General features: G+C 67.3%; 27 protein-coding genes and 1 riboswitch. Of the genes, 14 read left to right on the top strand and 13 right to left on the bottom strand.

The genetic code is table 11. From position 1 onward, the window contains the following. Window positions 1-142: 142 nt before the first annotated feature. From BJ987_RS10390 to mca, 3 genes are all read right to left on the bottom strand, one after another. Window positions 143-1453, bottom strand: a complete 1311-nt coding sequence (locus BJ987_RS10390) for an FAD-binding oxidoreductase (protein ID WP_209887441.1) — start codon at window positions 1451-1453, stop codon at window positions 143-145. A 348-nt stretch (window positions 1454-1801) separates the two neighbouring features. After that, window positions 1802-2074 carry a hypothetical protein gene (locus BJ987_RS10385; protein ID WP_209887440.1) on the bottom strand — a complete coding sequence of 91 codons (273 nt, stop codon included), beginning with the start codon at window positions 2072-2074 and terminating at the stop codon, window positions 1802-1804. Next, the gene (gene mca / locus BJ987_RS10380) at window positions 2074-2949 is read right to left on the bottom strand and encodes a mycothiol conjugate amidase Mca (RefSeq protein ID WP_209898154.1); all 876 of its coding nucleotides are present in this window, start codon (window positions 2947-2949) and stop codon (window positions 2074-2076) included. The genes BJ987_RS10385 and mca overlap by 1 nt, the downstream gene beginning before the upstream one ends. A 121-nt stretch (window positions 2950-3070) precedes the next feature. Here mca and BJ987_RS10375 point away from each other — a divergent pair, with 121 nt between their 5' ends. Together BJ987_RS10375 and greA are read left to right on the top strand one after the other, a co-directional pair. After that, window positions 3071-3511 carry a DUF4307 domain-containing protein gene (locus tag BJ987_RS10375; RefSeq protein ID WP_209887438.1) on the top strand — a complete coding sequence of 147 codons (441 nt, stop codon included), beginning with the start codon at window positions 3071-3073 and terminating at the stop codon, window positions 3509-3511. A 296-nt stretch (window positions 3512-3807) separates the two neighbouring features. Next, entirely contained in the window at window positions 3808-4302 is a 495-nt protein-coding gene (gene greA / locus BJ987_RS10370; protein ID WP_194815435.1) for a transcription elongation factor GreA, read from the top strand. 83 nt (window positions 4303-4385) lie between these two features. Here the strand turns inward: greA and BJ987_RS10365 are convergent, their stop codons facing one another. Continuing rightward, window positions 4386-5531, bottom strand: a complete 1146-nt coding sequence (locus BJ987_RS10365; RefSeq protein WP_209887436.1) for a cystathionine gamma-synthase — start codon at window positions 5529-5531, stop codon at window positions 4386-4388. A gap of 94 nt (window positions 5532-5625) precedes the next feature. Between BJ987_RS10365 and BJ987_RS10360 the strand changes: the two genes are divergently transcribed. Together BJ987_RS10360 and BJ987_RS10355 are read left to right on the top strand one after the other, a co-directional pair. Next, window positions 5626-6789 (top strand): acyl-CoA dehydrogenase family protein, encoded by a 1164-nt coding sequence (locus tag BJ987_RS10360; protein ID WP_209887433.1) that lies wholly within the window; start codon window positions 5626-5628, stop codon window positions 6787-6789. Between the two features lie 78 nt (window positions 6790-6867). Then, the gene (locus tag BJ987_RS10355) at window positions 6868-7254 is read left to right on the top strand and encodes a DUF6401 family natural product biosynthesis protein (protein WP_209887430.1); all 387 of its coding nucleotides are present in this window, start codon (window positions 6868-6870) and stop codon (window positions 7252-7254) included. A gap of 56 nt (window positions 7255-7310) precedes the next feature. Here BJ987_RS10355 and BJ987_RS10350 read toward each other — a convergent pair whose 3' ends face one another. Both BJ987_RS10350 and BJ987_RS10345 read right to left on the bottom strand, forming a co-directional pair. After that, window positions 7311-8141, bottom strand: a complete 831-nt coding sequence (locus BJ987_RS10350) for a mechanosensitive ion channel family protein (protein WP_209887428.1) — start codon at window positions 8139-8141, stop codon at window positions 7311-7313. Between the two features lie 179 nt (window positions 8142-8320). After that, on the bottom strand, window positions 8321-9712 hold the full coding sequence (locus tag BJ987_RS10345) for a cystathionine beta-synthase (RefSeq protein ID WP_209887424.1): 1392 nt from the start codon (window positions 9710-9712) through the stop codon (window positions 8321-8323). A gap of 117 nt (window positions 9713-9829) precedes the next feature. On the opposite strand from BJ987_RS10345, the gene BJ987_RS10340 reads away from it, so the two are divergent. After that, complete coding sequence (locus BJ987_RS10340) at window positions 9830-10282, top strand: hypothetical protein (RefSeq protein ID WP_209887421.1); 453 nt, start codon at window positions 9830-9832, stop codon at window positions 10280-10282. A gap of 82 nt (window positions 10283-10364) precedes the next feature. After that, window positions 10365-11582, top strand: coding sequence for an acetyl-CoA C-acetyltransferase (locus BJ987_RS10335; protein ID WP_209887416.1), 1218 nt, complete (start codon window positions 10365-10367; stop codon window positions 11580-11582). A gap of 60 nt (window positions 11583-11642) precedes the next feature. Here the strand turns inward: BJ987_RS10335 and BJ987_RS10330 are convergent, their stop codons facing one another. Together BJ987_RS10330 and BJ987_RS10325 are read right to left on the bottom strand one after the other, a co-directional pair. Then, on the bottom strand, window positions 11643-12518 hold the full coding sequence (locus BJ987_RS10330) for a Bax inhibitor-1/YccA family protein (protein ID WP_209887413.1): 876 nt from the start codon (window positions 12516-12518) through the stop codon (window positions 11643-11645). A 137-nt stretch (window positions 12519-12655) separates the two neighbouring features. Continuing rightward, a complete protein-coding gene (locus BJ987_RS10325; RefSeq protein WP_209887410.1) occupies window positions 12656-13807 on the bottom strand; it encodes a class I SAM-dependent methyltransferase in 1152 nt (383 codons plus the stop codon). A 204-nt stretch (window positions 13808-14011) separates the two neighbouring features. On the opposite strand from BJ987_RS10325, the gene BJ987_RS10320 reads away from it, so the two are divergent. The 4 genes from BJ987_RS10320 to BJ987_RS10305 all read left to right on the top strand — a co-directional run bounded on the left by BJ987_RS10320 (window position 14012) and on the right by BJ987_RS10305 (window position 16515). Continuing rightward, window positions 14012-14578, top strand: a complete 567-nt coding sequence (locus BJ987_RS10320) for an AMIN-like domain-containing (lipo)protein (protein ID WP_209887407.1) — start codon at window positions 14012-14014, stop codon at window positions 14576-14578. Between the two features lie 53 nt (window positions 14579-14631). Next, window positions 14632-15105 carry a DUF6153 family protein gene (locus tag BJ987_RS10315; RefSeq protein WP_307869562.1) on the top strand — a complete coding sequence of 158 codons (474 nt, stop codon included), beginning with the start codon at window positions 14632-14634 and terminating at the stop codon, window positions 15103-15105. 51 nt (window positions 15106-15156) lie between these two features. Beyond that, the gene (locus BJ987_RS10310) at window positions 15157-15795 is read left to right on the top strand and encodes a DUF305 domain-containing protein (RefSeq protein ID WP_209887404.1); all 639 of its coding nucleotides are present in this window, start codon (window positions 15157-15159) and stop codon (window positions 15793-15795) included. A 174-nt stretch (window positions 15796-15969) separates the two neighbouring features. After that, window positions 15970-16515 carry an Rv2240c family protein gene (locus BJ987_RS10305; RefSeq protein WP_209887401.1) on the top strand — a complete coding sequence of 182 codons (546 nt, stop codon included), beginning with the start codon at window positions 15970-15972 and terminating at the stop codon, window positions 16513-16515. A gap of 9 nt (window positions 16516-16524) precedes the next feature. Here the strand turns inward: BJ987_RS10305 and BJ987_RS10300 are convergent, their stop codons facing one another. The 4 genes from BJ987_RS10300 to BJ987_RS10285 all read right to left on the bottom strand — a co-directional run bounded on the left by BJ987_RS10300 (window position 16525) and on the right by BJ987_RS10285 (window position 19517). Beyond that, window positions 16525-17352 carry a metallophosphoesterase family protein gene (locus tag BJ987_RS10300; RefSeq protein ID WP_209887398.1) on the bottom strand — a complete coding sequence of 276 codons (828 nt, stop codon included), beginning with the start codon at window positions 17350-17352 and terminating at the stop codon, window positions 16525-16527. A gap of 57 nt (window positions 17353-17409) precedes the next feature. Then, the gene (locus BJ987_RS10295; protein WP_209887395.1) at window positions 17410-17820 is read right to left on the bottom strand and encodes a MerR family transcriptional regulator; all 411 of its coding nucleotides are present in this window, start codon (window positions 17818-17820) and stop codon (window positions 17410-17412) included. Further along, complete coding sequence (locus BJ987_RS10290) at window positions 17817-18155, bottom strand: hypothetical protein (protein ID WP_209887392.1); 339 nt, start codon at window positions 18153-18155, stop codon at window positions 17817-17819. Before BJ987_RS10290 ends, BJ987_RS10295 begins: the two co-directional genes overlap by 4 nt. A gap of 318 nt (window positions 18156-18473) precedes the next feature. After that, on the bottom strand, window positions 18474-19517 hold the full coding sequence (locus tag BJ987_RS10285) for a glycoside hydrolase family 18 protein (RefSeq protein WP_209887389.1): 1044 nt from the start codon (window positions 19515-19517) through the stop codon (window positions 18474-18476). A gap of 178 nt (window positions 19518-19695) precedes the next feature. Further along, window positions 19696-19809: riboswitch (TPP riboswitch) on the top strand. Between BJ987_RS10285 and BJ987_RS10280 the strand changes: the two genes are divergently transcribed. From BJ987_RS10280 to BJ987_RS10265, 4 genes are all read left to right on the top strand, one after another. Then, window positions 19805-21163, top strand: a complete 1359-nt coding sequence (locus BJ987_RS10280; protein ID WP_209887386.1) for a purine-cytosine permease family protein — start codon at window positions 19805-19807, stop codon at window positions 21161-21163. Its footprint overlaps the riboswitch before it by 5 nt. A gap of 16 nt (window positions 21164-21179) precedes the next feature. After that, the gene (locus BJ987_RS10275) at window positions 21180-21989 is read left to right on the top strand and encodes a DUF72 domain-containing protein (RefSeq protein WP_209887384.1); all 810 of its coding nucleotides are present in this window, start codon (window positions 21180-21182) and stop codon (window positions 21987-21989) included. Between the two features lie 104 nt (window positions 21990-22093). Continuing rightward, a complete protein-coding gene (locus tag BJ987_RS10270) occupies window positions 22094-22393 on the top strand; it encodes a hypothetical protein (protein WP_209887381.1) in 300 nt (99 codons plus the stop codon). After that, window positions 22393-24264, top strand: coding sequence for an alpha/beta hydrolase (locus BJ987_RS10265; protein WP_209887378.1), 1872 nt, complete (start codon window positions 22393-22395; stop codon window positions 24262-24264). The genes BJ987_RS10270 and BJ987_RS10265 overlap by 1 nt, the downstream gene beginning before the upstream one ends. A gap of 76 nt (window positions 24265-24340) precedes the next feature. Here the strand turns inward: BJ987_RS10265 and BJ987_RS10260 are convergent, their stop codons facing one another. Further along, entirely contained in the window at window positions 24341-25939 is a 1599-nt protein-coding gene (locus BJ987_RS10260) for a peptide ABC transporter substrate-binding protein (RefSeq protein WP_307869561.1), read from the bottom strand. Window positions 25940-26379: the final 440 nt, after the last annotated feature.

The following is a 26379-nucleotide window of genomic DNA, read 5'->3' as shown; positions in this document are numbered from 1 at the left end:
TTGGGGCGCTGCGTCATCGGCGACTTCGGTCGAGACTCCGATGGCGAGCCGCGGTGCGGTCACGCGTTTCCGGCTGCCCCGCAACCAGATCGGCGAACGGCCGCGGATCCGGTGGGATCCGCGGCCCGCGAAAAGCGCTGCGTCAGCCGAGCACCGGGAAATTGGACCGGATCACCGACTTCGGATCCCGGACCTGCTTGATCTCCCGCAGCCGTGCCAGCGTCGGCGCGTCGAAGGCCGCCGCGGCCGACTCCGACGCGTTCAGGAACGTGAACGGCTTACGGCCGCTGAGGGACCCACTCAGCGCCGCCACCATCTCGTCCTGGCGCTGCCTGACCGATTCGATCAGGTGCGGCAGACCGAGCCCGAGCAGATACAGCGCGTACGGCTCGGTGACCGGACCCGCCGCGCCGCCGCCGGAGCGCGCCCGGGCCAGCGCGCCGCCGAGGTGCCGGACCTGAATACCGATCAGCGGCGCGACCGGCTCGTCCAGCACGGTCCGCAACACCGCGTCACCGAGCTCGGTGAACAACTCACCGCGTGAGACCGACGGACTGGGCGCGGTGGGCTCGGCGGTAATGGTGCCGAGGTCGGCGATCGCGATCTCGCCGCGAGTATCGGAGACCGCCCCGCCGAGCTCGTCCAACACCGCCAGCAGCGCCCGTCCTCGTTCGGGGTCACCGAGGTAGGCGGCGTCCAGTCCGACCATGGCGGGTGCGCCCGGGAACTGAACCCGGTTGAACCACACCGACAATTCGTCCGGCGCGTCCGCGGTCACACGCTGGAACAGCGCGAACACCTCGGCGGTCCGCTCGCCCGGCCACATCACCCGGCCGCCGTAGAGACCCGGCGCGGGGAACAGCTCGAATTCGAATCCGGTCACGATGGCGAAGTCGCCACCGCCGCCGCGCAACGCCCAGAACAGGTCCGGGTCGGAGTCGGCGGTCACCCGCACCGGGTCACCGGCAGCGTCGACGATCTCGAAAGCGCGCACCGCATCCGAGGCCCAGCCGTATTTGCGGCTGAACCAGCTCAGTCCGCCGCCGAGGGTGTAGCCGGTCACGCCGACCACCGGATTGCTGCCCGCGAGCCCGGTCAGCCCGTGCGCACCGGCCGCCGCCTGGATCGCACCCCAGTTGGCGCCCGCGCCCACCGTGGCGACGCGCTGGTCGGCGTCGATCTCGATCCGGTCGAGCTGACCGGTGCGCAGCAGGATCGCGGTGTCGATACCACCGGCGGCGCCATGTCCGGTCGGCTGCGCGACCACCTGGATACCGGCGTCGGCGGCGTGCCGGACGACCGCGGCGACATCGGCGACCGAAGCCGCTGTCACCACCGCGGCGACCGGTTGCGCGACCGTCGTATTCCACGGCTGGGCGGCGGCGTCGAAGCCCTCGTCACCGGGCAGCAGGATCTGCCCGGTCAGGGCAGCACGCAATTCTGGAAAAGACATGGTTGTTCCTTGGTTCGGAGGTATCGGAATCGGGACCGGCGGCTGTGGGATGAGCCGCGATCAGCTCAGGGTCCGGTTGGGCGCGCGAAAGCCCACGAGGTCGGCGTCAGGCCGGTGGTCCGGTATTCGGCGGCCGGGCTATCTGTGCGACAACGCGGCGCACCATCGAAACGGTCTGGGCGAGAGCACCTTTCGGAGCGACCCCGGAGGCCTGGTCCGCGCGGGTGCGTTCATGATCGGGAAGCTCCTTTGTCGAGGTGTGCGGTGCGGAAGGCGTCCGGTACCTCTATGACGAATCGGAGCGAGAAAGTGTGACTTCCGCAGGTCAGCGAGCTGAACCCGGCGGGCTCAGCTCGGCTGCGCGCTACCTCCGGTGCCGGGCTCGTCCTTGGACAGCCGCGTGATCCCCGGTTCGGTGCCCTCGTCGGCTTCCTGATCCGGTTCCGGATGCTCGGGCTCGAAGGTCTCCGGCAGGTTCTTCAGATGCCGGTTCATCGAGCGCACCAGCAGCACCGTCCCGGCGAGCAGCAGCAGCACGATGACCAAGCCGAGCGGCGAGGCCTTGCCGAATTCGGGACCGGTCGGCGTACCGGGGGTCTGGGCGAGCACTGCGAGCAACATCAGCCCTGAACTCCAGACGGATCCGCGATGCCCGCGAACAGGTCGTTCTCCGGAATGGCGGTGCGCACCCGGGTCTGGGCCAGCTCGAACTCCTCGGTCGGCCACAGCCGCTGCTGCATCTCCAGCGGAATCGCGAAGAACGCGCCGTTCGGGTCGATCTGGGTAGCGTGCGCGCGTAGGGCGTCGTCGCGCTGCGGGAAGTACTTGCCGCATTCGATCTGGGTGGTGACCCGCGACATCACGTCGCCGCGCTCCACCGCGTACTGCCGGATCCGGTCCAGCCACTCCTGCAGCGGGAACGGTTTGCCCATGCGCTCGTACTCGGCGGCGAAGAGCTCCAGTCGCTTCATCGAGAAGCCGTGGTCGTAGTACAGCTTCAGCGGCGTCCACGGCTCGCCCGCGTCCGGGAACTTGTCCGGGTCGCCCGCGGCTTCGAACGCGGCGACCGACACCAGGTGGCACTGGATGTGGTCGGGATGCGGGTAGCCGCCCGTCTCGTCGTACGTGGTCATGACGTGCGGCTTGAATTCGCGCACGACCCGCACCAGCGCCTCGGTCGCCTCCTCCAGCGGAACCAGCGCGAAGCAGCCCTCGGGCAGCGGCGGCAGCGGATCGCCTTCCGGCAGCCCGGAGTCGACGAAGCCGAGCCAGGTCTGACGCACGCCCAGCGCGCGGGCGGCGGCCGCCATTTCCTCGCGGCGGATCTCGTTGATGCGATCCAGCACGCCGGGGGTATCCATGGCGGGATTCAGGATGCTGCCGCGTTCGCCGCCGGTCAGTGTGACGATCAGGACGTCGTGTCCTTCGTCGGCGTAACGTGCGGTCGTCGCGGCACCCTTGCTGGACTCGTCGTCCGGATGGGCGTGCACCGCCATGAGGCGAAGGCCACTCACGATTTCGTTCACCATCGCTCTCGGTCGCGGGTGTCGGATGGTCGTTCCCTATAGTTCCATCCGACCCACTTTTGTTCCGACCTACCCCCCGGAGTGATCAGCAATGAGCGACGCGGAGTCCACTGCCTCGGCGCGACACGCCGACCGCTACGGCAAGGTTCCGCGACCTGGGCGGCCCTGGATCCCTCTCGTCCTGAGTGTGCTGGTGGTGCTCGCCGGTGTCGGCGTGGCTTTCCTCGGCTATCAGAAATACGGGCCGAAGGACATCGAGGCCGAGGGGCTCGGCTACCAGCAGATCGACGACTCCACCATGACGGTCCGGTTCAAGGTCACGCGTAAGGACCCCGGGCAGGCCGTGGTCTGCTTCGTGCGGGTGATGTCGAGCAACAGTGCGGAAATCGGCCGGCGCGAGGTGCTGATCCCGCCGCAGGACCGTGGCAGCACGGTCGAATTGACCACAACGGTCAAGTCCTCGTCCCGGCCCTCGGCCGGCAACGTCTACGGCTGCACCGATGAGGTGCCCGCTTACCTTCGAGCCGGGTGAGCCTGCCCGCACGGCGCCGCTCGGACACAAAACAAGTTCCGACCTGCATGTTTGTGATTCATGCTAAAATGGCGTGATACACGGTTCCGGACCTCGGAGCCGTGTTTGCTGCATTGGCGGCCAGCGCAGTGAATCCCGGGTTTTCGGGTTTGCCCGGGATCAGATCTGTAGGAAGTCTTCGAGCCTCCCACCGATCGAACTGGTCGCCGGCTGGTGCGCGCCCGCTCCCGGGTGGGTGCTGCAGCAGTTACAGGGAATCCCGGCTCGCCGGGAACAACTACTAGGGAGTGATCGAGATGACTGAGACGCAAGTGACCTGGCTGACCCCGGAGTCGCACGACAGGCTCAAGGGCGAACTCGACGCGCTCATCGCCAACCGTCCCGTCATCGCTGCCGAGATCAATGAACGCCGTGAAGAGGGTGACCTCAAGGAGAACGGCGGCTACCACGCCGCGCGTGAAGAGCAGGGCCAGCAGGAGGCGCGCATTCGCCAGCTGCAGGAACTGCTGAACAACGCGAAGGTCGGTGTCGCGCCCACCAAGTCCGGTGTGGCGCTGCCCGGTTCGGTCGTCAAGGTCTACTACGACGGTGACGAATCCGATACCGAGACCTTCCTCATCGCTACCCGCGAAGAGGGCCTCAGCGATTCCAAGCTGGAGACCTACTCCCCCGCGTCGCCGCTCGGCGGGGCGCTCATCGATGCCAAGGTCGGCGAGACCCGCGAGTACCAGTTGCCCAACGGCAACATCATGAAGGTCACCCTGGTCAGCGCGGAGCCCTACCACAGCTGACCGCGAGGTCAACCGAAACCCGTCACAGACGCAAGCGGCCGCACCCGATCCCGAGTGCGGCCGCTTCGTCATGTGTGGCTCCCCTAGCCCAGTGCCTGCTCGATATCGGCGAGCAGGTCGGCGCCGTCCTCGATGCCGACCGACAAGCGCACCAGATCCGCGGGGACCTCCAGGTCGGACCCCTCGGTGGACGCGTGCGTCATAGCGCCGGGGTGCTCGATCAGCGACTCCACACCGCCCAGCGATTCGGCCAGGGTGAAGATCTTGGTGCGCGAGCAGAAGTCGTGTGCCGCTTCCTTGCCGCCGTGCAGCCGGACCGAGATCATGCCGCCGAAGCGGCGCATCTGCTTGTCGGCGACGGCGTGCCCGGGATGTTCGGCCAGGCCGGGGTAGATGACGTGGGAAATGGCCGGATGCTTGGCCAGGAACTCGGTGAGGAGCTCGGCGTTGTCGCAGTGGCGCTCCATGCGCAGTGCCAAGGTCTTCGTGCCGCGCATGGTCAGGTAGGCGTCGAACGGGCCGGGCACCGCGCCCGCGCCGTTCTGCAGGAACGCGAACGCCGCGTCCAGCTCCGGATCGTCGGTGACCAGCACGCCGCCCACCACGTCGGAGTGACCGCCCAGGTACTTGGTGGTCGAGTGGGTGACGATGTCGGCGCCGAGCAGCAGCGGCTGCTGCAGATACGGGGTGGCGAAGGTGTTGTCCACCACCAGCTTCGCGCCCGCCTCGTGCGCCACCTCGGCCAGCGCCGGGATGTCACCGATGTTCAGCAGCGGGTTGGTGGGGGTCTCGATCCAGACCAGCTTGGTGTTCGAGCGGATCGCGGCGCGGACCGCGTCGACATCGGAGACCGCCGCGGGGGAATGCGTGATGCCCCACTGGGTGAACACCTTGTCGATGAGCCGGAAGGTGCCGCCGTAGGCATCGTCCGGGATGACGACGTGGTCGCCGGGGCGCAGGGTGGCGCGCAGTGCGCAGTCGGTGGCCGCCATGCCGGAGGCGAAGGCGCGACCGAACCGACCGGACTCCAGCGCGGCGAGGTTGGCTTCCAGCGCCTGGCGGGTGGGGTTGCCGGTGCGGGCGTACTCGAAGCCGCCACGCAGGCCGCCGACGCCATCCTGGGCGAAGGTGGAGCTCGCGTAGATGGGCACGTTCACCGCGCCGGTTTGCGGATCCGGATCGAATCCGGCGTGCACGGCCCGTGTGGAGAAACCCAGCCCTTCGCTCATGAGCGACAGCCTAAATGGGCTGAATATTCTGCCTGGAATCGGGGCGGTGCGCGAACGGAGGCTCCGGGCACATCCCCGGCGGTAGCGTGAGCACATGCTCAGCGTTGATGAACTTTTCGCCACCGACTCCTTGCTCAGTGCCGACGAGCGCGAAATCCGCGACACCGTACGCGACTTCGCGGCGCGAAAGCTCCGGCCGCACATCGCGGATTGGTTCGAGGCGGGCACCTTCCCGGCCCGCGAGATGGCCCCCGAGCTCGGCAAGCTCGGCCTGCTCGGCATGCACCTGGCGGGCTACGGCTGCGCGGGCATGTCGGCGACCACCTACGGCCTGGCCTGCCAGGAGCTGGAAGCGGTGGATTCCGGTGTGCGCAGCATGGTTTCGGTGCAGGGCTCGCTCGCCATGACCGCGATCCACAAGTTCGGTTCCGAGGAACAGAAGCAGCAGTGGCTGCCCGGTATGGCCGAGGGGCGCGTCATCGGTTGCTTCGGGCTGACCGAACCCGATTTCGGTTCCAATCCCGGCGGCATGCGGACCCGCGCGGTGCGCGACGGCGCGGACTGGGTGCTCAACGGGTCCAAGATGTGGATCACCAACGGGTCGGTCGCCGATGTCGCCATCGTGTGGGCCCAGACCGAGGACAAGATCCGCGGCTTCATCGTCCCCACCGACACCCCGGGGTTCGTCGCGCGCGAGATGCACCGCAAGTTGTCGCTGCGCGCGTCGGTCACCGCGGAACTGGATTTCGACGACGTGCGACTGCCCGCCGACGCGGTGCTGCCGGAATCGCGCGGGCTCGCCGCGCCGCTGGCCTGTCTGAGCGAGGCCCGTTTCGGCATCATCTTCGGCGCGCTGGGGTCCGCCCGGGACTGCCTGGCGGCCACCATCGAGTACGCCCGGACCCGCGAGGTGTTCGACAAGCCGCTGGCCGCCTATCAGCTGACCCAGGCCAAGCTGGCCGACATGGCCCTCGAGTACGGCAAGGGTCAGCTGCTGGCGCTGCATCTGGGGCGGCTCAAGGACCGGCACGAGCTGCTGTCGGACCAGGTCAGCGCGGGCAAACTGAACAGCACCCGGGAAGCGATCAAGATCGCCAGGGAGTGCCGCACGATCCTCGGCGCGAACGGCATCACGCTGGATTATCCGGTGCTGCGGCATGCGAACAACCTGGAGTCCGTGCTGACCTACGAGGGCACCGCCGAAGTCCACCAATTGGTACTCGGGAAAGCACTCACGGACGCGAATGCGTTTCGCTGACAGACACTTTCGACGCCGCCGATAATTGCGCCGCAGATCACATTTTGATAAACGCTGCATGATTGCTACAGTCGGCCAATGTTCTTGCTCGGCCCCGCGTTGCTCGAAGTGTCGGCGCGCAGAATCCTGAACCGCCTGCACGAATCGCACGGGGAACCGGCGCTCGCCGCAGCCGCGGAGAATCCTGCGTTGTCGGCCGTATTGGACCAGCACGGCGCGGCCCTGCGCGACATTCTCGACCACGGTGTCGAGGATGCCGCGCAGGTGCCGCCGCTGCTGCTGCTCGCCGGATATGTCCGCGGCCTGCTCGATCAGGCCCGCGAGCACCAGCCCGCCACGGCACAGGAGCTGGCGGAGATGATCGCCACCCCGATGACCGGCAGCGCGCCCGCCGATTGGCGCGAGGCGGATTGGATGCAATTGCGGCTGGCCGCGGTCTGTGTCCAGGCCCAGACGATCAACTGAAAAACAAATGTCCGCCGCGAGCCGAAGCTCACGGCGGACATTCGCAGTAGGGCGAATCAGCCCATTCGGGGGGTGCGGTCGCCCGGTTCGGCACCGGTAGCGCTGGTGTAGCGGGTGGTGGTCGTCGCGGACTGGTCCTGCCAGGCCTGCTGACGCGAGACGTCCTCACGACCACGCTTGTAGGCCTCGGTATGGCCGCGCAGCGCCGGCATCTCACCCTCGACCTTGTCCAGCCAGCCGTCCCAGCGCGACTGCATCGGGCGGACCAGGCCGCCACCCACGCCGACGATCAGGACACCCGCGACGGTGAGCAGCACGGCCCACAGGACCGGCTCGGTGACCGCGGTGGCGACGCCGACCTGGTTCAGGGCGGCGATGATGCCCAGCGCCCAGATGAAGACCGACGCCACGCGCGCCAGGAGCGCACCGTAGGACAGACCGCCCAGCGCGGCCGACACCATCTCGTGCACCACGCGCGCGATCGCGGCGGCGACGATGACGATGACGATCGCCACGGCCAGCTTGGGCAGCCAGCTGACGATGCCGTTGAGCATGTCGCTCACCGGGTTCGGACCCCAGACGCCGAAGCCCAGCTGCAGGGTGATCAGCAGCACGGCGTAGTACGCCAGTTTCGCCAGCATCTGCGACGCGGTCCAGTTGCTGCGCGCCATCATGTTCTTGATGCCGCCGCGATCTACGAGTTTTTCGAACCCGACCCGGTCGAGGACGCGGCGCACGATGGCGGCGATGGCCTTGGCGACGATCCAGCCGATGAACAGGATCGCCAGGAAGCCGATGAACTTGGGCACGAACGTCGCGATCGCACTCCACGCATCGTTCCACCCTTGCCGGAAGTCGATATCGATAGCCAAAATGGAGGTTTGCACGGGCGCTTCCCTTCGCTGCTATTCGACGACGCCTGACGGTTGCCGAGGCGACCTTCGGAGCTGTTGTACCCCGCCTCGAAGTGCTAAACCAGCAGTTTGCCAGCAATTTGCCGTTTGCGAAGGAATGGTTATTCGGTCGCGATGAATCGGCGACCGAATCGCCGCGTGCGTTTATCGGGTCAGTGCCCTATGCTCCCCGTGCTCAAAAATCCGAGCAGATCGTGCCGGGTGATGACCCCGACCGGCTTGCCGTCCTCCACCACCATCAGCGCGTCGGTGTCCGACAGCGCCTTGGTGGCCGCCGAGATCGGTTCGCCGGATCCGATCAGCGGGAACGACGGGCTCATGTGCTGGGCCACCGAATCCGTCAGATGCGCGCGGCCTTCGAACACCGCCGACAGCAGATCGCGTTCGGTGACGCTGCCCGCGACCTCACCCGCCATCACCGGCGGCTCGGCGCCGACGACCGGCATCTGCGAGACGCCGTACTCGCGCAGGATCTCGATGGCGTCGCGCAACGTCTCCGACGGGTGGGTGTGCACCAGATCCGGCAGCGCGCCGGACTTGCCGCGCAGCACGTCACCGACGAGCGGCTCGGCGACACTGCCGTCGAGCCGGGTGCGCAGGAAGCCGTAAGAGCTCATCCACTGGTCGTTGAAGATCTTCGACAGGTACCCGCGGCCGCCGTCCGGCAACAACACGACCACCACGTTGTTCGGGTCGCGGCGCGCCACCTCGATGGCCGCCACGACCGCCATTCCGCAGGAGCCGCCGACCAGCAGCCCCTCCTCGCGGGCCAGGCGCCGCGTCATATCGAAGGAGTCCGCGTCGGAGACGGCGATGATCTCGTCGGGGACGGCCGGGTCGTAGGCCGAGGGCCAGAAATCCTCGCCGACGCCCTCGACCAGGTACGGCCGGCCGGTGCCGCCGGAGTACACCGAGCCCTCCGGGTCCGCGCCGACGATCTTCACCTTGCCGCCGGAGACCTCCTTGAGGTAGCGGCCGGTGCCGGTGATGGTGCCGCCGGTGCCGACGCCCGCGACGAAGTGGGTGACCTTGCCTTCGGTGTCGCGCCAGATCTCCGGGCCGGTCGTCTCGTAGTGGCTGTCCGGCCCGCCCGGGTTGGAGTACTGGTCCGGCTTCCAGGCACCGTCGATCTCGCGCACCAGCCGGTCGGAGACGTTGTAGTAGCTGGCCGGATCCTCGGGCGCGACCGCGGTCGGGCAGACCACGACCTCGGCGCCATAGGCGCGCAGCACATTGCGCTTGTCCTCGGAAACCTTGTCCGGGCAGACGAACACGCACTTGTAGCCGCGCTGCTGGGCGACCAGCGCGAGCCCGACGCCGGTGTTGCCGGAGGTCGGCTCGACGATGGTGCCGCCCGGCTTCAGCAGCCCGGCCGCTTCCGCGGCGTCGATCATCTTCACCGCGATGCGGTCCTTGGAACTGCCGCCCGGGTTCAGGTATTCGATCTTGGCGGCCAGCAGGCCCGCTTCCGGTTCCACCACCGAGTTCAACCGAACCAGGGGCGTATTGCCGATGAGGTCGACGACATGGTTCGCGATGCGCATGCCCCCATCGTTGCAGAAGCCGGAATTTCGCCGCACGCGCCCGGTGTCCGGACAGCCGGACGTGCGCACCGCGCGGCCGCACCCGAAGTGCCGGGTTCACACCTATTATTCGCAAACATGAGGCAGCCCAACATCGCTCGTGCCGCCCTGTTAGCCACCGCGGCCTGCACCCTGGTCCCCGCCGCGGCGGCGAACGCCGCCACGACGCCGTTTCCGCAAGTGACCACCCTCGCGCACGGCGGCCTGTGCTGGACCACTGTCCGCACCTGGGCCGACACCAGCGAACAGTGGCCGGGACGGGCCATCATCAATATGCGGGCCGATCCGGTCGCCGGGGTCGGGCCCGGCCAGTATCCCCTCGCGCCGCTGTGCGAAGTCCGGACCACCGTGGCCTGGCGCAATATGACCACCGGCGCGGCGGGCGTCTACAGCAACCCCGTCGTGGTCGGCATCTACGGCAGCATTCTGTACTCGCTGTTCCAGGACACCGGGCCGGGCCGCGTCGAGGTGGTCGTCACCACCGACGCCGCGAGCGTGCCCGCGCACGCCGGTTTCGACGTACCTGCCTGACCCTGGGATCCAGGAGTTCGGTACACATAGATGCGCCAGTACAAAACTGAGCTCGCCACGCCGCAGTACCGAAGGAGCCCTCATGCCTGAGGCAGTTATCGTTTCGACCGCCCGCTCGCCCATCGGCCGTGCCGCCAAGGGCTCGCTGGTGGATATGCGTCCCGACGATCTCACCGTGCAGATCGTGCGCGCCGCGCTGGAGAAAGTGCCCGCGCTCGACCCCACCCAGATCGATGACCTGATCCTCGGTTGCGGCTCGCCCGGCGGTGAGCAGGGTTTCAACATCGCACGCAACGTCGCGGTCATGCTCGGCTACGACACCGTGCCCGGCACCACCGTGCACCGCTACTGCGCGTCCTCGCTGCAGTCCACCCGGATGGCGTTCCACGCGATCAAGGCCGGCGAAGGTGAGGTCTTCATCTCCGCCGGCGTCGAGACCGTCTCCCGCTACAAGAACGGTTCCGCCGACAGCTGGCCCAACACCAAGAACCCGCTGTTCGCCGACGCCGAGGCGCGCACCGCCAAGGCCGCCGAGGGCGGCGTGGTGTGGCACGACCCGCGCGAAGACGGCCTGCTGCCCGACGCCTACATCGCGATGGGCCAGACCGCCGAGAACGTCGCCACCCTGACCGGCATCTCCCGGGAAGACCAGGACCACTGGGGTGTCCGCTCGCAGAACCGCGCGGAGGAGGCCATCAAGAACGGCTTCTTCGAGCGCGAGATCACCCCGGTCACCCTGCCCGACGGCACCGTGGTGTCCACCGACGACGGCCCGCGCGCCGGCGTCACCTACGAGAAGGTCAGCCAGCTCAAGCCGGTGTTCCGGCCCGACGGCACCATCACCGCCGGTAACTGCTGTCCGCTCAACGACGGCGCCGCCGCGCTCGTCATCATGAGCGATACCAAGGCCAAGGAGATGGGCCTGACCCCGCTGGCGCGCATCGTGTCCACGGGCGTCTCGGGTCTGTCCCCCGAGATCATGGGCTTGGGCCCGATCGAGTCCGTCAAGCGCGCCCTCGCGCTGGCCGGCAAGAGCGTCTCCGACATCGACCTGTTCGAGATCAACGAGGCCTTCGCGGTGCAGGTCCTCGGCTCGGCCCGGGAGCTGAAGATCGACGAGGACAAGCTGAACGTGTCGGGCGGCGCGATCGCGCTGGGCCACCCGTTCGGTATGACCGGCGCGCGCATCACCACCACGCTGATCAACAACCTGCAGACCTACGACAAGCAGTTCGGTGTGGAGACCATGTGCGTCGGCGGCGGCCAGGGCATGGCGATGGTCATCGAGCGCCTGAGCTGAGACCGGAAACGTGAAAGGGCGGTCACCGTACGGTGACCGCCCTTTCACTGTTCGTGGCTACTAGTCGTTGTTGAAGTAGCTCAGCAGACGCAGGATCTCGAGGTACAGCCAGACCAGGGTGACGGTCAGGCCGAAGGCCACGCTCCAGGCCGCCTTCTCCGGCGCCTGGGCGCGGATCAGGTCGTCGGCGGCGTCGAAGTCCAGCAGGAAGCTGAACGCGGCGATGGCGATGCAGATCAGGCTGAAGATGATCGCGATCGGGCCGCCGTCGCGCAGGCCGAAGCCGCCGTCGGTGAAGAAGCTGGCGATCAGGTTGCCCAGCATCAGCACCACGACGCCGATGGTGGCGCCGATGATCATGCGGGTGAAACGCGGGGTGACCCGGATGGCTCCGGTCTTGTAGACGACGAGCATGCCCGCGAAGACGCCGAAGGTGCCGAGGACCGCCTGGGCGATCATGCCGGTGCCGCCGACACTGATGATGTTGGCGAACACGAACGAGATCGCACCGAGGAACAGGCCCTCGAATGCCGCGTAGGGCAGCACGATCGCGGGGTTGTCGGTCTTGTTGCCGAAGATCGCGACCAGCGCCAGCACCAGGCCACCGATCAGCCCGACGAGCATCAGCGGCATGGCCAAGGCGTTGTTGGCGCTGGTGGCGGACAGGATGTAGGAGACCAGCGCCGTCACCGAGAGCACGCCGAGCGTCATCGCCGTCTTGGTGACGATGTCGTCGATGGTGATCGAGCGGGTGGTCTGCGCAGGCGGGGTGTACGGCTGATACTGGCCGGGCTGGCCGTACTGGTTCGGCGGGTACTGGTTGCCGTACGGCTGGCCGGCCGGTGCGCCGGGCATACCCTGGCCGAAGTTGGCGTAGCCACCGCCGCCCTGCTGCTTGGGCAGGTTCTTGAAAACCGGATTGCTCGTGGTACGCACTGCGTCCCTTCCTTCAGTCGTTGCTGCTGCTGTCGTTCGAGCCGTGCGCTCGTTCGTCAACTGCCTGGTTCAACGTGTACGCCCCTTGGCAAGTTCCCAGGTGGGGTTTGCCCGAGTTGGACATATCGGACTGGACTCTACCGCTGCTGGGCATCGTGCAGGCCACGGACCGATCGAGTCACCGTGAACTTCCGGTTGCGCCCGACGACTTCGGTGCGGCCGACCATCTTCTCCACCACGCCGCGGTAGTTCAGGTGCGAGTTGTAGACGGTCCACAGCTCGCCGCCGGGGCGCAGCACCCGTCCGGTCTCGACGAACATCTTGATCGCCGAGCCGGTGTGCACGGCGGCGCCGACGTGGAACGGCGGGTTGCACAGCACGAGGTCGGCGCTGTTGTCCGCGGCGGAGGACATGGCGTCGTCGCGCACCACGGTGACGCGATCGTCGACGTGGTTGGCCGCCACCGTCGCCCGCGCCGACGCCACCGCGGCGGCCGACTGGTCAGTGCCCATCACCCGGATCGCCGGGCGGGCCTTGGCCAGCGCGACGGCGAGAATACCGGTGCCGCAACCGAGATCGATGGCGTCGCGAGCGTCGGGCTTCATCAACTTCAGATGCTGGAGCAGGAATCGGGTGCCGATATCCAGACGGGCCCCGGAGAACGCGGCGCCGTGCGCGACCACGTCGAGGCCGAGGTCCTCGATGTGTTCGCACATCGGGAACTGCTCCGGCCCCACCGGTTTCGGCCCGGACACCAGCAGGGTGCGCGACTTCTGCCGGCCGCGGCTGGCCCGCACCTCCGAGAAGTATTCGGCGAGTACGTCGTTCATGGATTTGGTCAGGTATTTGTCCCGGCCGCCGGCGATCACCGTGACCTCGGGGTCGGCGTAGCGCGCGATGGCGTCGGCGACCTCCGCGAGCCCGGTCAGCACTCGGGGCAGGCGCAGCAGCACCACGCGCGCGTCGGCCAGCAGCTTCTCGGTGAGGCCGTGCGCGCTATAGCGATCGGTGAGGCCGAGCGTTCTGGCGTTGTTGGCCAGGGCGAGCTCGCCGGTGAGCAGGTCCTGGTGCACGCGGACCTCGCGCAGGTCGTGCGCGGCGATCGCACCGAGGGTCAGCGCACCGTAACTGTCGCCGATTACAGCAACCTTTCCGTTACCGGCGGAGGCCAACTGCTCGTCGGCGACATCGAGAATCAGCCGATCCGCGGCATCGACGGCATAGAGGTTCAGCGCCTCCACATCCGGATACCGCCGCAGTCGGCCTAGGACATCCTCGACATCTCCCACACGTCAAGTGTGCTAGATCGTTGCCCGAAAGTCTCATTCACCCCGGCAAATCGGCCAGATCGGATCTGCGGAGATTTTTGCGATACTCGAAATGCAGAGTCTCACAAAGCAATTCGATACCTGGACGGGGGACCGAATGGGCCTGCGCGACACGGCGATTGCTGGTTCCCGTCACGGGGCGATTCGCTCAGTAACATCTGCCACATGCGTAACACGATGGTGCTGCTGGCCGTGGTCTCGGCGGTCCTGCTCGCGGGCTGCGACGAGCGCGGCTCGGAGCCCGCGCCCGCGGACACGACGAGCACATTCATCGACGCACCCACCCAGCCACCAGGGGACGCCTTACCCAAGGAACAGGCGCCCTCGGCCGAGGCGGGTCTCACGGTCACCGGCGTGCGGATCGGCCGGCAAGCCGGGTACGACCGCGTCGTCTACGACCTGGGCGGCCCCGGCACACCGGGCTGGACCGTGCAATACGCCGATCAGGCCACGCAGGACGGCAGCGGCAAGGCCGTCGAGGTGGCGGGGCAGTCGATCCTGGAGGTGCGGATCACCGGGTCGGCGTATCCGTTCGACAGCGGGGTCGAGCCGTATGCCGGCCCGGACCCGGCGACAGATCCGATCGCACCCGGCATCGCCGGGGTATATCGGACGGCCGTGTACGAGGGCATCACCCAGTCGTTCATCGGGGTGCACGCCGACCGGCCGCCGTTCACGGTAAGCACGCTGAGCAATCCGACGCGCCTGGTGATCGATATCGCCACCCAGTGATACCGGCCAGGGGTATTTGCGGCACCGCGTGGGCCGTGATTACACTCGGCGCCGTGGTCGACCAGCACCCACTGCTTCGAGCGTCCGGGGCCACCCGGATGCTGGCGGTGCTGGCGCTGCTCGCGGGAATCGTGGCCATGCACGCGGGCGTTTTCGCCCTGCCTTCCGGTGCTGCCCATCATGCCGCGACCAGCGGTCTGCATGATGTCTCCGGCACACACCCAGCGGAGCACATCGCCGGCCGAGGACATGACAACCCCCTCGACGCCGGCACCCCGCCGCAGATCAGCAGCGCCGAGACCGGTTGCGGCGGTGCGGATTGCGATACCGGACATGCCGGACCGCACGGGTGCGTCTTCATTCTGACGACGCTCGGGCTCGCGCTGATGCTCGTGCTGCTCTATTACGTCGCCGCCGCGCGAGCGGACGGCCTTCGCGCGCTGCCGCGCCTGTGGCGGGCCGAGCGGGAACGCCCGCCGCCGTGGACTGTCCTATCCCTGGCCGAATTGTCGATTTTGCGGATCTGATGGGCCCCGCGCCCAATCCCGAATCACCCCCAATTTCCCAGGAGTACAAACATGTTCACCAGTCGTACCCGAATCACCCTGGCGATCGCCGCGATCGGGCTCCTCGCCGCCGGATGTAGCGACGATTCCGAGTCCATGCCCGGTATGGACCACGGCGCGTCGTCGAGCGCGTCGTCGTCGAGCGCGGTGGCCACCTCCAGCCCGGGGGCCCGTACCGATTTCAACGACGCCGATGTCGCCTTCCTGCAAGGGATGTACCCGCATCACGCGCAGGCCGTGGAGATGGCCGAACTGGTGCCGGGCCGCAGTCAGAACCCGCAACTGCTCGCCCTGGCGACGGCGGTGGAACAGGCCCAGGCACCGGAGATGCAACAGATGAGCACGCTGCTGCAAAGTTTCGGCAAACCCGCACCGAGTGCGTCGGGAGAACACGGCGGGCACGGCTCGACCATGCCCGGCATGATGTCGACCGAGCAGATGAACGCCCTGCGCGCGGCCAACGGAACCGCGTTCGACCGGCAGTGGCTGGAAATGATGATCCAGCATCACCAGGGCGCGATCGCCATGGCGGAACCCGAGATCGCCCACGGCGTCAATCCGGAGTCGGTGGCGTTGGCGCGGGCGGTGGTCTCCGCCCAGCAGGCCGAGATCGACACGATGAACGGCATGCTCGCCGCGCTGCCGAACTGACGCAGATCCCATAGGGGCCCGTGACTTCCAGGTCACGGGCCCCTTCGGGGTACGGATGGGTATCGGTTGGTGGCCCAGCCGACGGGAACGCCGCCGACCCAGTACCGTCGAAACGTCCGATTCCGACCGCGCAGCGTCATCGGGCTCCGAGGGATATCAGAGAGGCGCTACACGATGCGACGACTAGAGCGCGCCGGCCTGGCCGCCGCGGCAGCCGCGACCGCTACCGGCATCATCTTCCTCGGGGCCTGTGCCAAACAGATCGACGGCGCCGCCGAGGCCAATCAGACCGATCTCGCCTCCTACACCTCCGAGGTGACCGCCTCGTCGATCTCGTCCTCGATCGCGGCCTCCTCGTCCAAGGCCGCCGCGGCGGAGGCTGCGATCGAGACCGCCTGCGAAACCTTCGCCGAGGTCACCTCGAAGTCCATCACCTCGTTCAACGCCTACATCGCCGCGGGTGAAGCCGACGCTCCCGATGTGGACGCCAAAGCCACCGACGCCGTGAACACACTGCGCGGCGGCGCCACCGAGTTGACCGCGCAGCTGAGCGCCGATCTCCCGTCCCGCATCGCCGACCCGTTGCGGGTCTACCGCGACGACAGCAATGTGGTGGCCGACAATGTGGAGCGGCGGGTGGATGTCGACACGTTGAACGCCTCGGTCGACAAGTTCAACGCGAGCAAGAACACCGCACGCGACGCCTGCCTGGCCGGTTGACGTTCGGGCTCAGGCGATTTCGCGTCGCACCGCGACTTCGGGCGCGTACGGCAGCGGGACCACCAGCCAGGAATCCGAACTCTGGTAGCCGCCCGGCTGGGAGGCGGCCGGATCGGCGCCCAGACCTTCCACCCGGGTGCCGTCGAGTTGATCGGTGTAGCGGAAGTGCAGGTGCCCGTGCAGTACCAGTCGCGGCCGCAGGGTGTCGACCACGCGCTGGATGCGCTCCTGGTTGGGCAGGCATTCGGGCAGGTTCTTGCGGTTCCACGCCGGCTCGGCGGCCCGCGGCTTGTCGTGGGTGAGCAGTACGTCCACCGGAGTGGGATCGGCGGCGAGCAGTGCGTCGCATTCCTCGTCGGTCATCTGTTCCTCGGGGAACCACAGGGTGCCCTCGGTCACCGGTCGCCGGGCCGACCCGAAGTGCCTGCGCCGCTCCGCTTTCCGCGCCCGCTGTGCCTCGGCGGCCAGCCGCGGGGCCTTGTCCACCGAATACGCGCCGCCGAACGCGGCGAACCGGGTGCCCGCCCAGCTCCACCGATGGCCGCGGGGCGCGTAACGAAGGTTCTTGCGGCACACCAGGAAACCCTCGTCGTCGGGTTCGGAGCCGTAGAGTTCGTGCAGCAATGAGGACTTGTCGTGGTTGCCGTCCAGGAAATACACCCGGACTTTCGCCTTGCGCGCCGCCCGGTCCACCACGTCGAAATAGCGGCGCCCGGCGGCGGTGTGCTCCCAGGCGCCGAAATCGCCCAGCACGAACATTCTTTCGCAGTCCTCGCGCACCGCGACCCGCAGCAGGTCGAGGGCATGGCTGGTGTTGCCGTGCAGATCCCCGGTCATCAGAACACTCCCCATCCAGCAATGATCGCAGGCGCGGCGCCGGGCGGCATCCGGATTTCAGGCTGCTTCGAACGGAACCGGGCAGCCGGGAACTTCAGCGCAGACCAGGAGATCGTCGCAACCCGCCGCGAGGGCGGCGTGCAGGGTGTCGCGAACGGTGGTCAGCTCGGCGAGTTTCGCGTCGACCTCGGCCAGCTTGGCTTCGGCGCGGTTCCGCAGACCGGCACGAGTGCGACGTAAACCGCTGTCCGCCAGTAAATCCGCGACTTCGTCCAGGGTGAAGCCGAGCCGCTGAGCCGCTTTGACGACGCGCAGGAAGGTCACCGTCTCGGGCGGGTAAACCCGGTGGCCGCCGAGCGAACGCCGCGGCTCCCGCAACAGCCCGCGACGCTCGTAGTACCGCAGCGTCTGCACGTTGACTCCCGCCGCGGCTGCCACCTGTCCGGTGCGTAACCCGTTGTCCGTCATGTTCTTTCCCGTTCCGCCAGGGCCGCTGCCACGTTCCGATGCAGGCCGTCCAGCACGTCGATCCGGTTCGCCGGCACCTCGATGCGCATGTTCACACCGTCGGCGGTGCTGTCGAACCCGAAGGCGAAAAACGAGCAGCATGCGGTTTCCAGCGCCGCCAGTTCCCGGGCCCGCGTCTCGTGGACCGGATCGACGACCAATTCCAGCCGGGTGCGCTCCGGGCGCCGTAGCCGCCGCACGGCCGCGGCGAAGAACTGGTCGAACTCGGCCACACGGACCGGCTGCCGCGCCGTCGGCAAGGTGCAGGCGTCCGAAACCCATCCGTCATGTTCCATGACTCCACGGTAAGCCGGTACCCGGGTACTGATTGCAAGCCCCGATTCCGGGTATCCAGCGCATATGGAGCTACTTGTGATCATCGGTATCGCAGTGCTGGTGGGCGTAGTCGTCCTGAAGCGGAAGGCGCGGGGGCAGGAGCCGCATACCCCCGAGTCACCGGATAACGACGGTCAGTGACCCTGCGGGACAGTCTGGTCGTGTCGATTCGTAGCGACCACAATCCCAGGTCAGGACAGGAAGTACCGCGCGGACGACGCCCCGGCGTCACCCGGCCGCACTGAGCGGACCGGGTGAGGGTCGGTGCGCAGGGACAGCTAGCACCAGTCCCGACGGTAAGCGGCCCAATCCTCTGGGGTGGCAGCGAAATCGACGTACAGGGCGACGCCGAAGGTTTGCCGGTGCCGGTCCTCACGTCCCAATCCCAGGCGAATGCCGCGAATGGCCGCAGGCACGGTTTCCGCCGCGCCATGATGCGCGATGTCGTCGGCCCAGAACGCCGGTGCGCCCATGAGCAGGTCGACCTGGGCGGGAGTGACCGCCAGCGCCAGTGCGGTCTGCTGAGCGACGTAACCGCCGTACAGCGATTCCGTGGGCATCGCGGTGTCATAGGACATCAGCGCGACCTGATCGACGCGGCGCGCCACCTCCGCGAAATAGGCTTGCGACCACCACTTTCCGTGCTCACGCAGCGCGATGCCGACCGAGTGCAGACCGGGCAGCGGATCGATCTGCGGGGCCGAGACCGACAGCGGCACGGCACGTCCCCTCGTGACCGCCCCGACCTGGTCCACGATCGAGAGGAAGTCGCCGGAACCGGAACGGACCGGCTCCAGATCCAGGTGCACGCCGTCGAATCCGAGATCCAGCACCTTGACCGCGGACGCGGTGATCTGGGCTCGGGTGGCCGGAACGGCCATGTCGAGATCGTCGAATTCCGGTTCGACGAGCTGGCCGAGCCAGGACTGCACGCGAATTCCGGGCAGGCTTCGGTGTACCGCGTCGACGAACCAGCGGGCCCGCGGATGGAGCTCGTCCGGCACGCTGCCGTCGCGGGCGAACGGACCGGTGTGCACGAACAGATCTTTGACGCCGGTGCCGGACAGTAGCGTCGCCAGTGCGGCGATATCGGCATCGGTCTTGCGGCCGTCGACCCAGGCGTGGCCCAGCCACACCGCGTCGCGTCCCCGGGTCCGCGCGTCCGGGGGCGGATCGCCCGCGTATTCCAACCGCAACGCGACGGCCGACGCGGCCACCGTCGTGACCGCCAGACCGAGGATCAGTCCGGCGATCGCCCCCGCCCGCCGCCACCGCGACCACCGCCGCCATCGCGCACCGACCGCTCCGCAGAATGCTCGCACCGCGCTCGCCCCCCTCTCGCACGCCCCGGGTTCGGCGAATCCTCCACCCCGGCAGCACTATCGCAGCCTACCGTTCAGCGATCCGCACAAGATCTATCCACAAGCATCCACACCCCTGGTGAGCAGGCAGAACGAGACATCCCACCACTGAGATGGTCACGTGTACTATTCGGCCGAACCATTCCACTGCGGGAGCTCGGGCACGGCCGGGCTGAGAGGGCGGTATCAGCTCCGCCGACCGCGCGAACCTGTCCGGGTAATGCCGACGTAGGGAAAGTGCTCGAAGTATGTCTGATCCATCCGCGGCGCACGAAGCGCCGCTCACCCTCGACCAGCCCGCACCCAAGGTGCTGTCGTTCTGGGACCAGAGCGCCTTCTGGGCCAATCTCGGCGTCAGCCTGTTCGCCTTCTCCGGCGCCTACACGGTGCTGGCCCCCGATTCCGACCACGCGTTGCAGCTGTCCATCGCCGCGGGCATCGTCGCGATGATCATCGGGACCGTGCTCGGCGGGCTCATGCTCGGGCTGGCGGCGGTCCCCGGCGCGCGCACCGGCAAGCCGGCGATGGTGCTGCTGCGCGGGCTGTTCGGCGCGAAACTCAGCTATTTGCCGACGATCCTGAATATCGCGCAGCTGATCGGCTGGGGCACCTTCGAGTTGATCGTCATCGGCAGCGCGGCGGAGGAACTTTTCGGCGGCGGTCCGCGCTGGCTCTATGTGGTGGCGGCGGGCCTGATCACCACGGTGCTGACGATCTGGCCGCTCGGCTCGGTGCGCATGCTGCGCCGGTTCGTCACCATCGGCGTGGTCGTCGCGCTGGCCTGGTTCTACCTCCAGTTCTTCCGGGCGGGCATCCCCGACCTGACCATCAACCCGGGCCCGAAGGGCAACGGCCCGTTCGGAGTCGACTGGAGCCTGTTCTGGATCGCCACCGATGCCGCCCTGGCGGTCTCGATCTCCTGGATGCCGGTGGCCGCCGACTACACCCGCCACTCCAAGAGCAGCCGGGCGGCGTTCGGTGCGGCCAGCGGCTCCTACGCGCTGACCCAGATCGTCGCCTACATCCTGGGCCTGCTCGCGCTGGCCCTGGCCACCGGTGACAGCGGCACCTACGGACCGTTCCTGCACGTCACGCTGGGCGGGTTCTTCTTCTTCATCCTGGTGCTGCGCGAGGCGGATCAGTCCTTCGCCAACGTCTACTCCACGGCCGTCTCGATCCAGAACCTGTGGCCGCGCATCGACCGGCGCGTCCTGTCGATCGGGCTCGGCGTGCTGATCACGGTGCTCGCGCTGTGGTTGCGGATGGACGACTACTTCGGGTTCCTCGGCCTGATCGGCTCGGTCTTCGTACCACTGCTGGGCGTGCTGGTGGCCGATTTCTTCCTGCGCGCCAAAGGTTCCTGGAACACCGCCGAGGACGCGCCCTCGCGCTGGGGCATGGTCTTCGCCTGGCTGGTGGGTCTGTCCGTGTACCAGCTGATCAACCCCGGCGCCGCGGGCATGTGGACGCGTTTCTGGGTAAACGTGCAGGAGGCCTTGGGTTTCACCAAGCAGGCCTGGATGAGCGCGTCGCTGCTGTCGTTCCTGGCGGCGGGGCTGGTCGCCTGGCTCGTCGGCCGCGTTTCGGCGGCCCGCGCGCCGCGGTAGCTGCCACTATGGTCGGATGGGCGAGATCCGCATCGGCACCTCGGGCTGGCTGTACCCGCCATGGCGGGGCGTCTTCTATCCGAAGGGGCTGCCCCAGCGCAGCGAATTGGCTTATCTGGCAGAACAATTCGGCACGGTAGAGATCAACGGCTCGTTCTACGCGCTGCAGAAGCCGGCCAGCTATCAGAAGTGGGCCGCGCAGACCCCGGACGATTTCGTGTTCGCGGTGAAGGGCAGTCGCTTCATCACCCATATGAAGCGGCTGCGCGACGGCGACACCCTGCTGTCGAACTTCCTCGCCTCCGGCGTGCTCGCACTGGGCCCGAAGCTGGGTCCGTTCCTGTGGCAACTGCCGCCGAATTTCGCCTTCGACGCCGCGCTGCTCGCCGACTTCTTCGCCCGCCTGCCCCGCAGCACCACCGAGGCGGTGGAGATCGCGAACCGGCACGACGACCGGGTGGCGGACCCGTGGCTGAGCACCGACGCCGATCGCCCGCTCCGGCACGCCCTGGAAATCCGTCACCCCAGTTTCGTCACCCGCGAATTCCCGGACCTGCTCCGGGAATTCGGCATCGCGCTGGTCATCGCCGACACCGCGGGCAAGTATCCGATGCTCGAGGACGTCACCGCCGACTTCACCTACATCCGTCTGCACGGCCACGAAGAGCTGTACGTCAGCGGCTACACCGACGAGGGCCTGGACATGTGGGCGGGCAAGATTCGCGACTGGGTGCGGCACGGCGACGTCTACGTCTACTTCGACAATGACGCGAAAGTCATGGCTCCCCGGGACGCCCGCGCCTTGACCGCGCGACTCACCGCCTAGCGCGGGTCGCCGGAACTTCGCCGCCGGAACAGGGAACCGATCGTGCCGACGCCGCGTCGAAGTCAGTGAACGCACTGTGCTGGACGAACGACACAGGGAGAGATGTGGGCGACGAGGATCGGTTCGGGGTGCGGCCCGAGCAGTTGACGAACATTTCCGGTATCTGGCGGCGGGAGGCCGGGGATCTCACCGGGCTCGCGTGGTCGGCGTTGTCCGAAGTCGGCGGCGAGGGCAGTGCGGTACTGGCGGCGGTGCGCGACAGTGCGGATCCGGCGCGGCAAGCGGTGGCGTCCATCGCGGGCAGGTTCACCACCATGGCCGATCTGGTGGACAGATTCGCGGGCGAGATCGCCGAGCGGGATGCCGAAATCGCAACGGAGTTCGGGAAATTGGCGGCGCGCTGATGCGGCCGACCATCGCGCAGCTCGCGGGGTGGGACCTCGCGGGCCTGCGTCAGGCGGCCATGGTGGCGAACGCGAACGCGGTGGCGCTCTACGACTCGCTCACCGATTCGTCGCGCGCGATGGACGCGGCGCGGGAGTGGCGTGGCCAGACCAGGGACGCGGCCTGGCAGCGGACGAACGAGGAGATCGATCACGCGCACGAGGTGCGCGGACTGCTGGTCCAGTTCGCCGACGAAGCCGAGGACACGCACCGGGAGTTCGAGACGGCCCGGCACTACGTGCTGGCGCAGCGGACGGCCGCACAGGCCGCGGGCTGCACGGTCGACGACACCGGCTACGTCACCCATCCGGACGGCGAGCACACCGAAGCCGGTGTGTTCCAGCTGAATATCCTCACCGGGCTCGACGAGGTCGAACGGATCGACAACACCTACGGCGCACGGCTGCGTGCCATCCAGGCCGATCTCGCCGCGATCCGGGATGGCCGCCGCGACATCGTATTCCAGGGCACTTCGCGTGATCCCGACGACGTCGTCACCCAGTTGGCGGCGCTGACCCCCGACCAGCGCGCGGCCGCGCTGGCACAGCTGAGCGCGGCCGATATCCGGGCGCTGGTGGTCGCGAACCCGGAGGTGATGGGCAACCTGAACGGCGTTCCGTTCCCGATCCGGATCGCCGCCAATGAGATCAATATCCGCAACGCCATCCAACAGGAGAAACACAAACCACATCCGGATCAGGATCGGGTGCGGCGCCTGACCGGCTTGCTCGAGCCGATCGATGACCCGGCCAAGACCGACACGGTACTGAAGACCGGGTCGGAGTCGGACCAGAATCCGGCCCTCGAATCGGTGCGCGCCGCCGGTGTCGGTGCCGCCGACGATGCCCGGCTGGACCGGAAGTTCATCATGTTCCGGGCCGATGAGGGCGCCGGTCACATGATCGAGATGGTCGGTGAATTCACCGACCGCACAACGGGAGTCGGCGTCTACGTGCCCGGCACCTCGACAAACCTGGACGGGTCCGCGTCCAACCAGGCGGCCGCGTGGCATCTGGCCGATCAGACCAACGGGCCGGTATTCCTCTATATGGCGGGCGATTTCCCGCGGGATCTCGGTCCGTCCGGCGCGATGAACCCGAAGTACGCCGAGGATATGGCCCCGAAGCTGGTCGAGTTCGGCAAGGAGGTCGATCGCGAGGTCGCGCAGCGGTCGCCGGGCACCCCGGTCACCTATGTCGGGCATTCCTACGGCGGGTCGATCGTCGGCACCGCGGAACAGCAGGGCCTGCGCGCCGACCGCATCCTGCACGCCTCCTCGGCCGGCACGGGCGTGGAAGACAAGGCATGGCAGAACCCGAATCCGGATGTACGGCGCTACTCCATGACAGCCCCCGGCGACTTGATCGGCGCAGCCCAATCCGCGCCCCGCGACACCGGGCTCCCGTCCTGGCTCGATCTGCCGGGCATCCCGGAAAGCAATCCGCACGGTGGTCATCCGCAGGGCACCGATCCGGACACGATGCCGGGCGTCACCCGCTTGGACACCGGCTATTACGGCGATTACGACGGCGACGGTGAGCAGGAGGTGGTGTTCGGCTCGGCGGGCCACGGAAAGTACTGGGACGACCCGAATTCCACCGCTTTCCGCAATATCTCGGGCGTTATCGCGGGCGGCGAGGTGCACGCGTATCGGGAGCGCGGCATCGAAACCGATTATGTTGACATCGATCTCGGCGACGACGGCGATCTGAAGGACGAAGTGGCCGATCTGCTGGCCGCGCAGGCCGCACAGCAGCTGGGCAAGCAGCCCTACGCCGACCCCCGGGTCACCGACAACCCGGAACTCGGCCCGCGGATTCCGGTGCCATGAAGCTGCTGCCCGGCCTGCCTTGGTCGTAATCGGCCGAGGGGGACCTCCGTACGGAAGTCCCCCTCGTCCGAGCGACCTACTTCTCGATTCCCTCGAAGTCGAACAGACCGTTCCAGGAGAGTTCGGCCTTCTTCACCTTGTCCGACCGGCCGGCATTGGCCACGTAGTCGAGAATCGGGATATCGACCATGTCCCGGAGCATCAGCGCCTGGGCTTCGGCGATGATCTTGTAGGACTCGTCCAGCGACGCGGCCGCCAGTGCGGCATCGAGCAGCTTGTCGAACTCGGGGCTCTTGTAATCGACATTGTTGGTGCCCGAGTGGCTGTAGTAATTCGCGGTGAGGAACTGCAGCATCGTCGGGTAGTCACCCTGCCAGCCGTAGCGGAACGCCTTGCCGATGGTGCGGCCGGTGATCAGCCCGCGAATGTCCTTGAACGTCGGATACGGTGTGCCGACCGCTTCGATGCCCAGCACGTTCTTCACACTGTTGGCGACGGCTTCGATCCATTCCTGGTGGCCACCGTCGGAGTTGTAGGCGATCTCGTAGCGTCCCGACCAGGGTGCGATGGCGTCGGCCTGGGCCCACAGCTTCTTGGCCTCGTCCGGGTTGTACTTCAGCACCTCCGCGCCGGGCAGATTGCCGTTGAACCCGGGCAGGGTGCTGGCGGTGAAATCGCGGGCCGGATTACGGGTGCCGTGGAAGATCTTGTCGCAGATCTGCTCCCGGTTGATCGCCATCGAAATCGCCTTGCGGCGCAGCACGCCTTCCTCCCCGGCGAAATGGGGAACATTCGACTGGACGCCGATGTGCTGGTTCTGCGCGGTCGGCTTGGTGATCGCCCGATCGCCGAGATCGTTCTTATACGTGGCGATGGCACTCGACGGGATGGTGTCGAGAGTGTCCAGGTTGCCGGCCTGCAGGTCGGCGTAGGCCGTTTCGAAGGTTTGATAGTGCACGAACCGCAGGCCCTTGTTCTTGGCCGGGCGGCCGCCCCGGTAGTCCGGATTCGGCTCCAGATCGATCTTGACGTTGTGTTCCCAGGTCTTGAACTTGTAGGGGCCGTTGCCGATCGGGGCCTCGCCGAAGGCCTTCATGTCCTTGAACGCGGCGTCCGGCAGCGGGTAGAACGGCGAGTAACCCAGACCGATCTCGAAATCGATGGAGGGGAACTGCAATTCCACCGTGAAGGTCCGATCGTCGATGACCTTCAGCCCCTTCATCGTCTGCGCGGTGGGCTTTTCGGCCGACACCTCGTCGAATCCGAGAATCGGCGTGAACACGTAACTCTGCAGCTGGGCGTTGCTGCCGAGTGCGGTGTAGTTCCACGCGTCGACGAAGTTCTTCGCCTTGACCGTGGTGCCGTCGGTGAACTTCCAATCCGGCTTGATGGTGATCTTGTAGTTCTTCCGGTCGGTGGTCTCGATCTTCTCGGCCATCTCGTCGTGCGCCTGGCCGTCGGCGTCGTAATACTTCAGGCCCGCGAACAGCCGGTCGACGACGCGGCCGCCCATGTTCTCATTGGTGTTTCCGGGCACCAGGGGATTCTGCGGCTCGCCACCATTGGTGGTGACGATGCCCTCGTCGGCGCCGTCATCCGTTCCGCACGCGGACAGCCCCAGGCTTGTGGCCAGTAGCACCGCCCCGATCAACGCACCAGCTCTTGTGAATCTCACTGCGTTCTCCTGACATCGAGCAGAACCGGGGCGACCCTCATCCGACTGCCCCGGAATATCTTCGGACAGTAGCGATTCCGGGGTCCGCCTGTCCTGCGATCGAAGCAGGCCGGGCACGATCGGGGACCGGCCGCAGCTGTGCTGCGTGACTCCGTCCTACGCCTCAGCACACTCGCCGGGCAACTCTCGAGGCGGGGATTTCGAAGCGAATCGATTACCCAGAGGATCCGAATTTCAATCAACTTGTTTTAAAGAACACATTAGCCAGTCGCTATCACTGTGCGCCGCGCCGCACGAAAAGCCGTGCGGACCAGCGTCTTCGAGCGGCGCAATCGCGGTGCGCCACCGCCGCCAGGTCAAGCGACCAAGGTGCATGACGGCAGGGTTACGGCTAACTTCCCTTGGTGCCGAACCGGACAACCGGGACGCACCGCCATGTC

It is taken from the genome of Nocardia goodfellowii (assembly GCF_017875645.1).
GTDB classification, from domain to species: domain Bacteria; phylum Actinomycetota; class Actinomycetes; order Mycobacteriales; family Mycobacteriaceae; genus Nocardia; species Nocardia goodfellowii.
The sequence above is the reverse complement of the archived record's forward strand: the minus strand, read 5'-3'. Positions and strand labels throughout refer to the sequence as shown.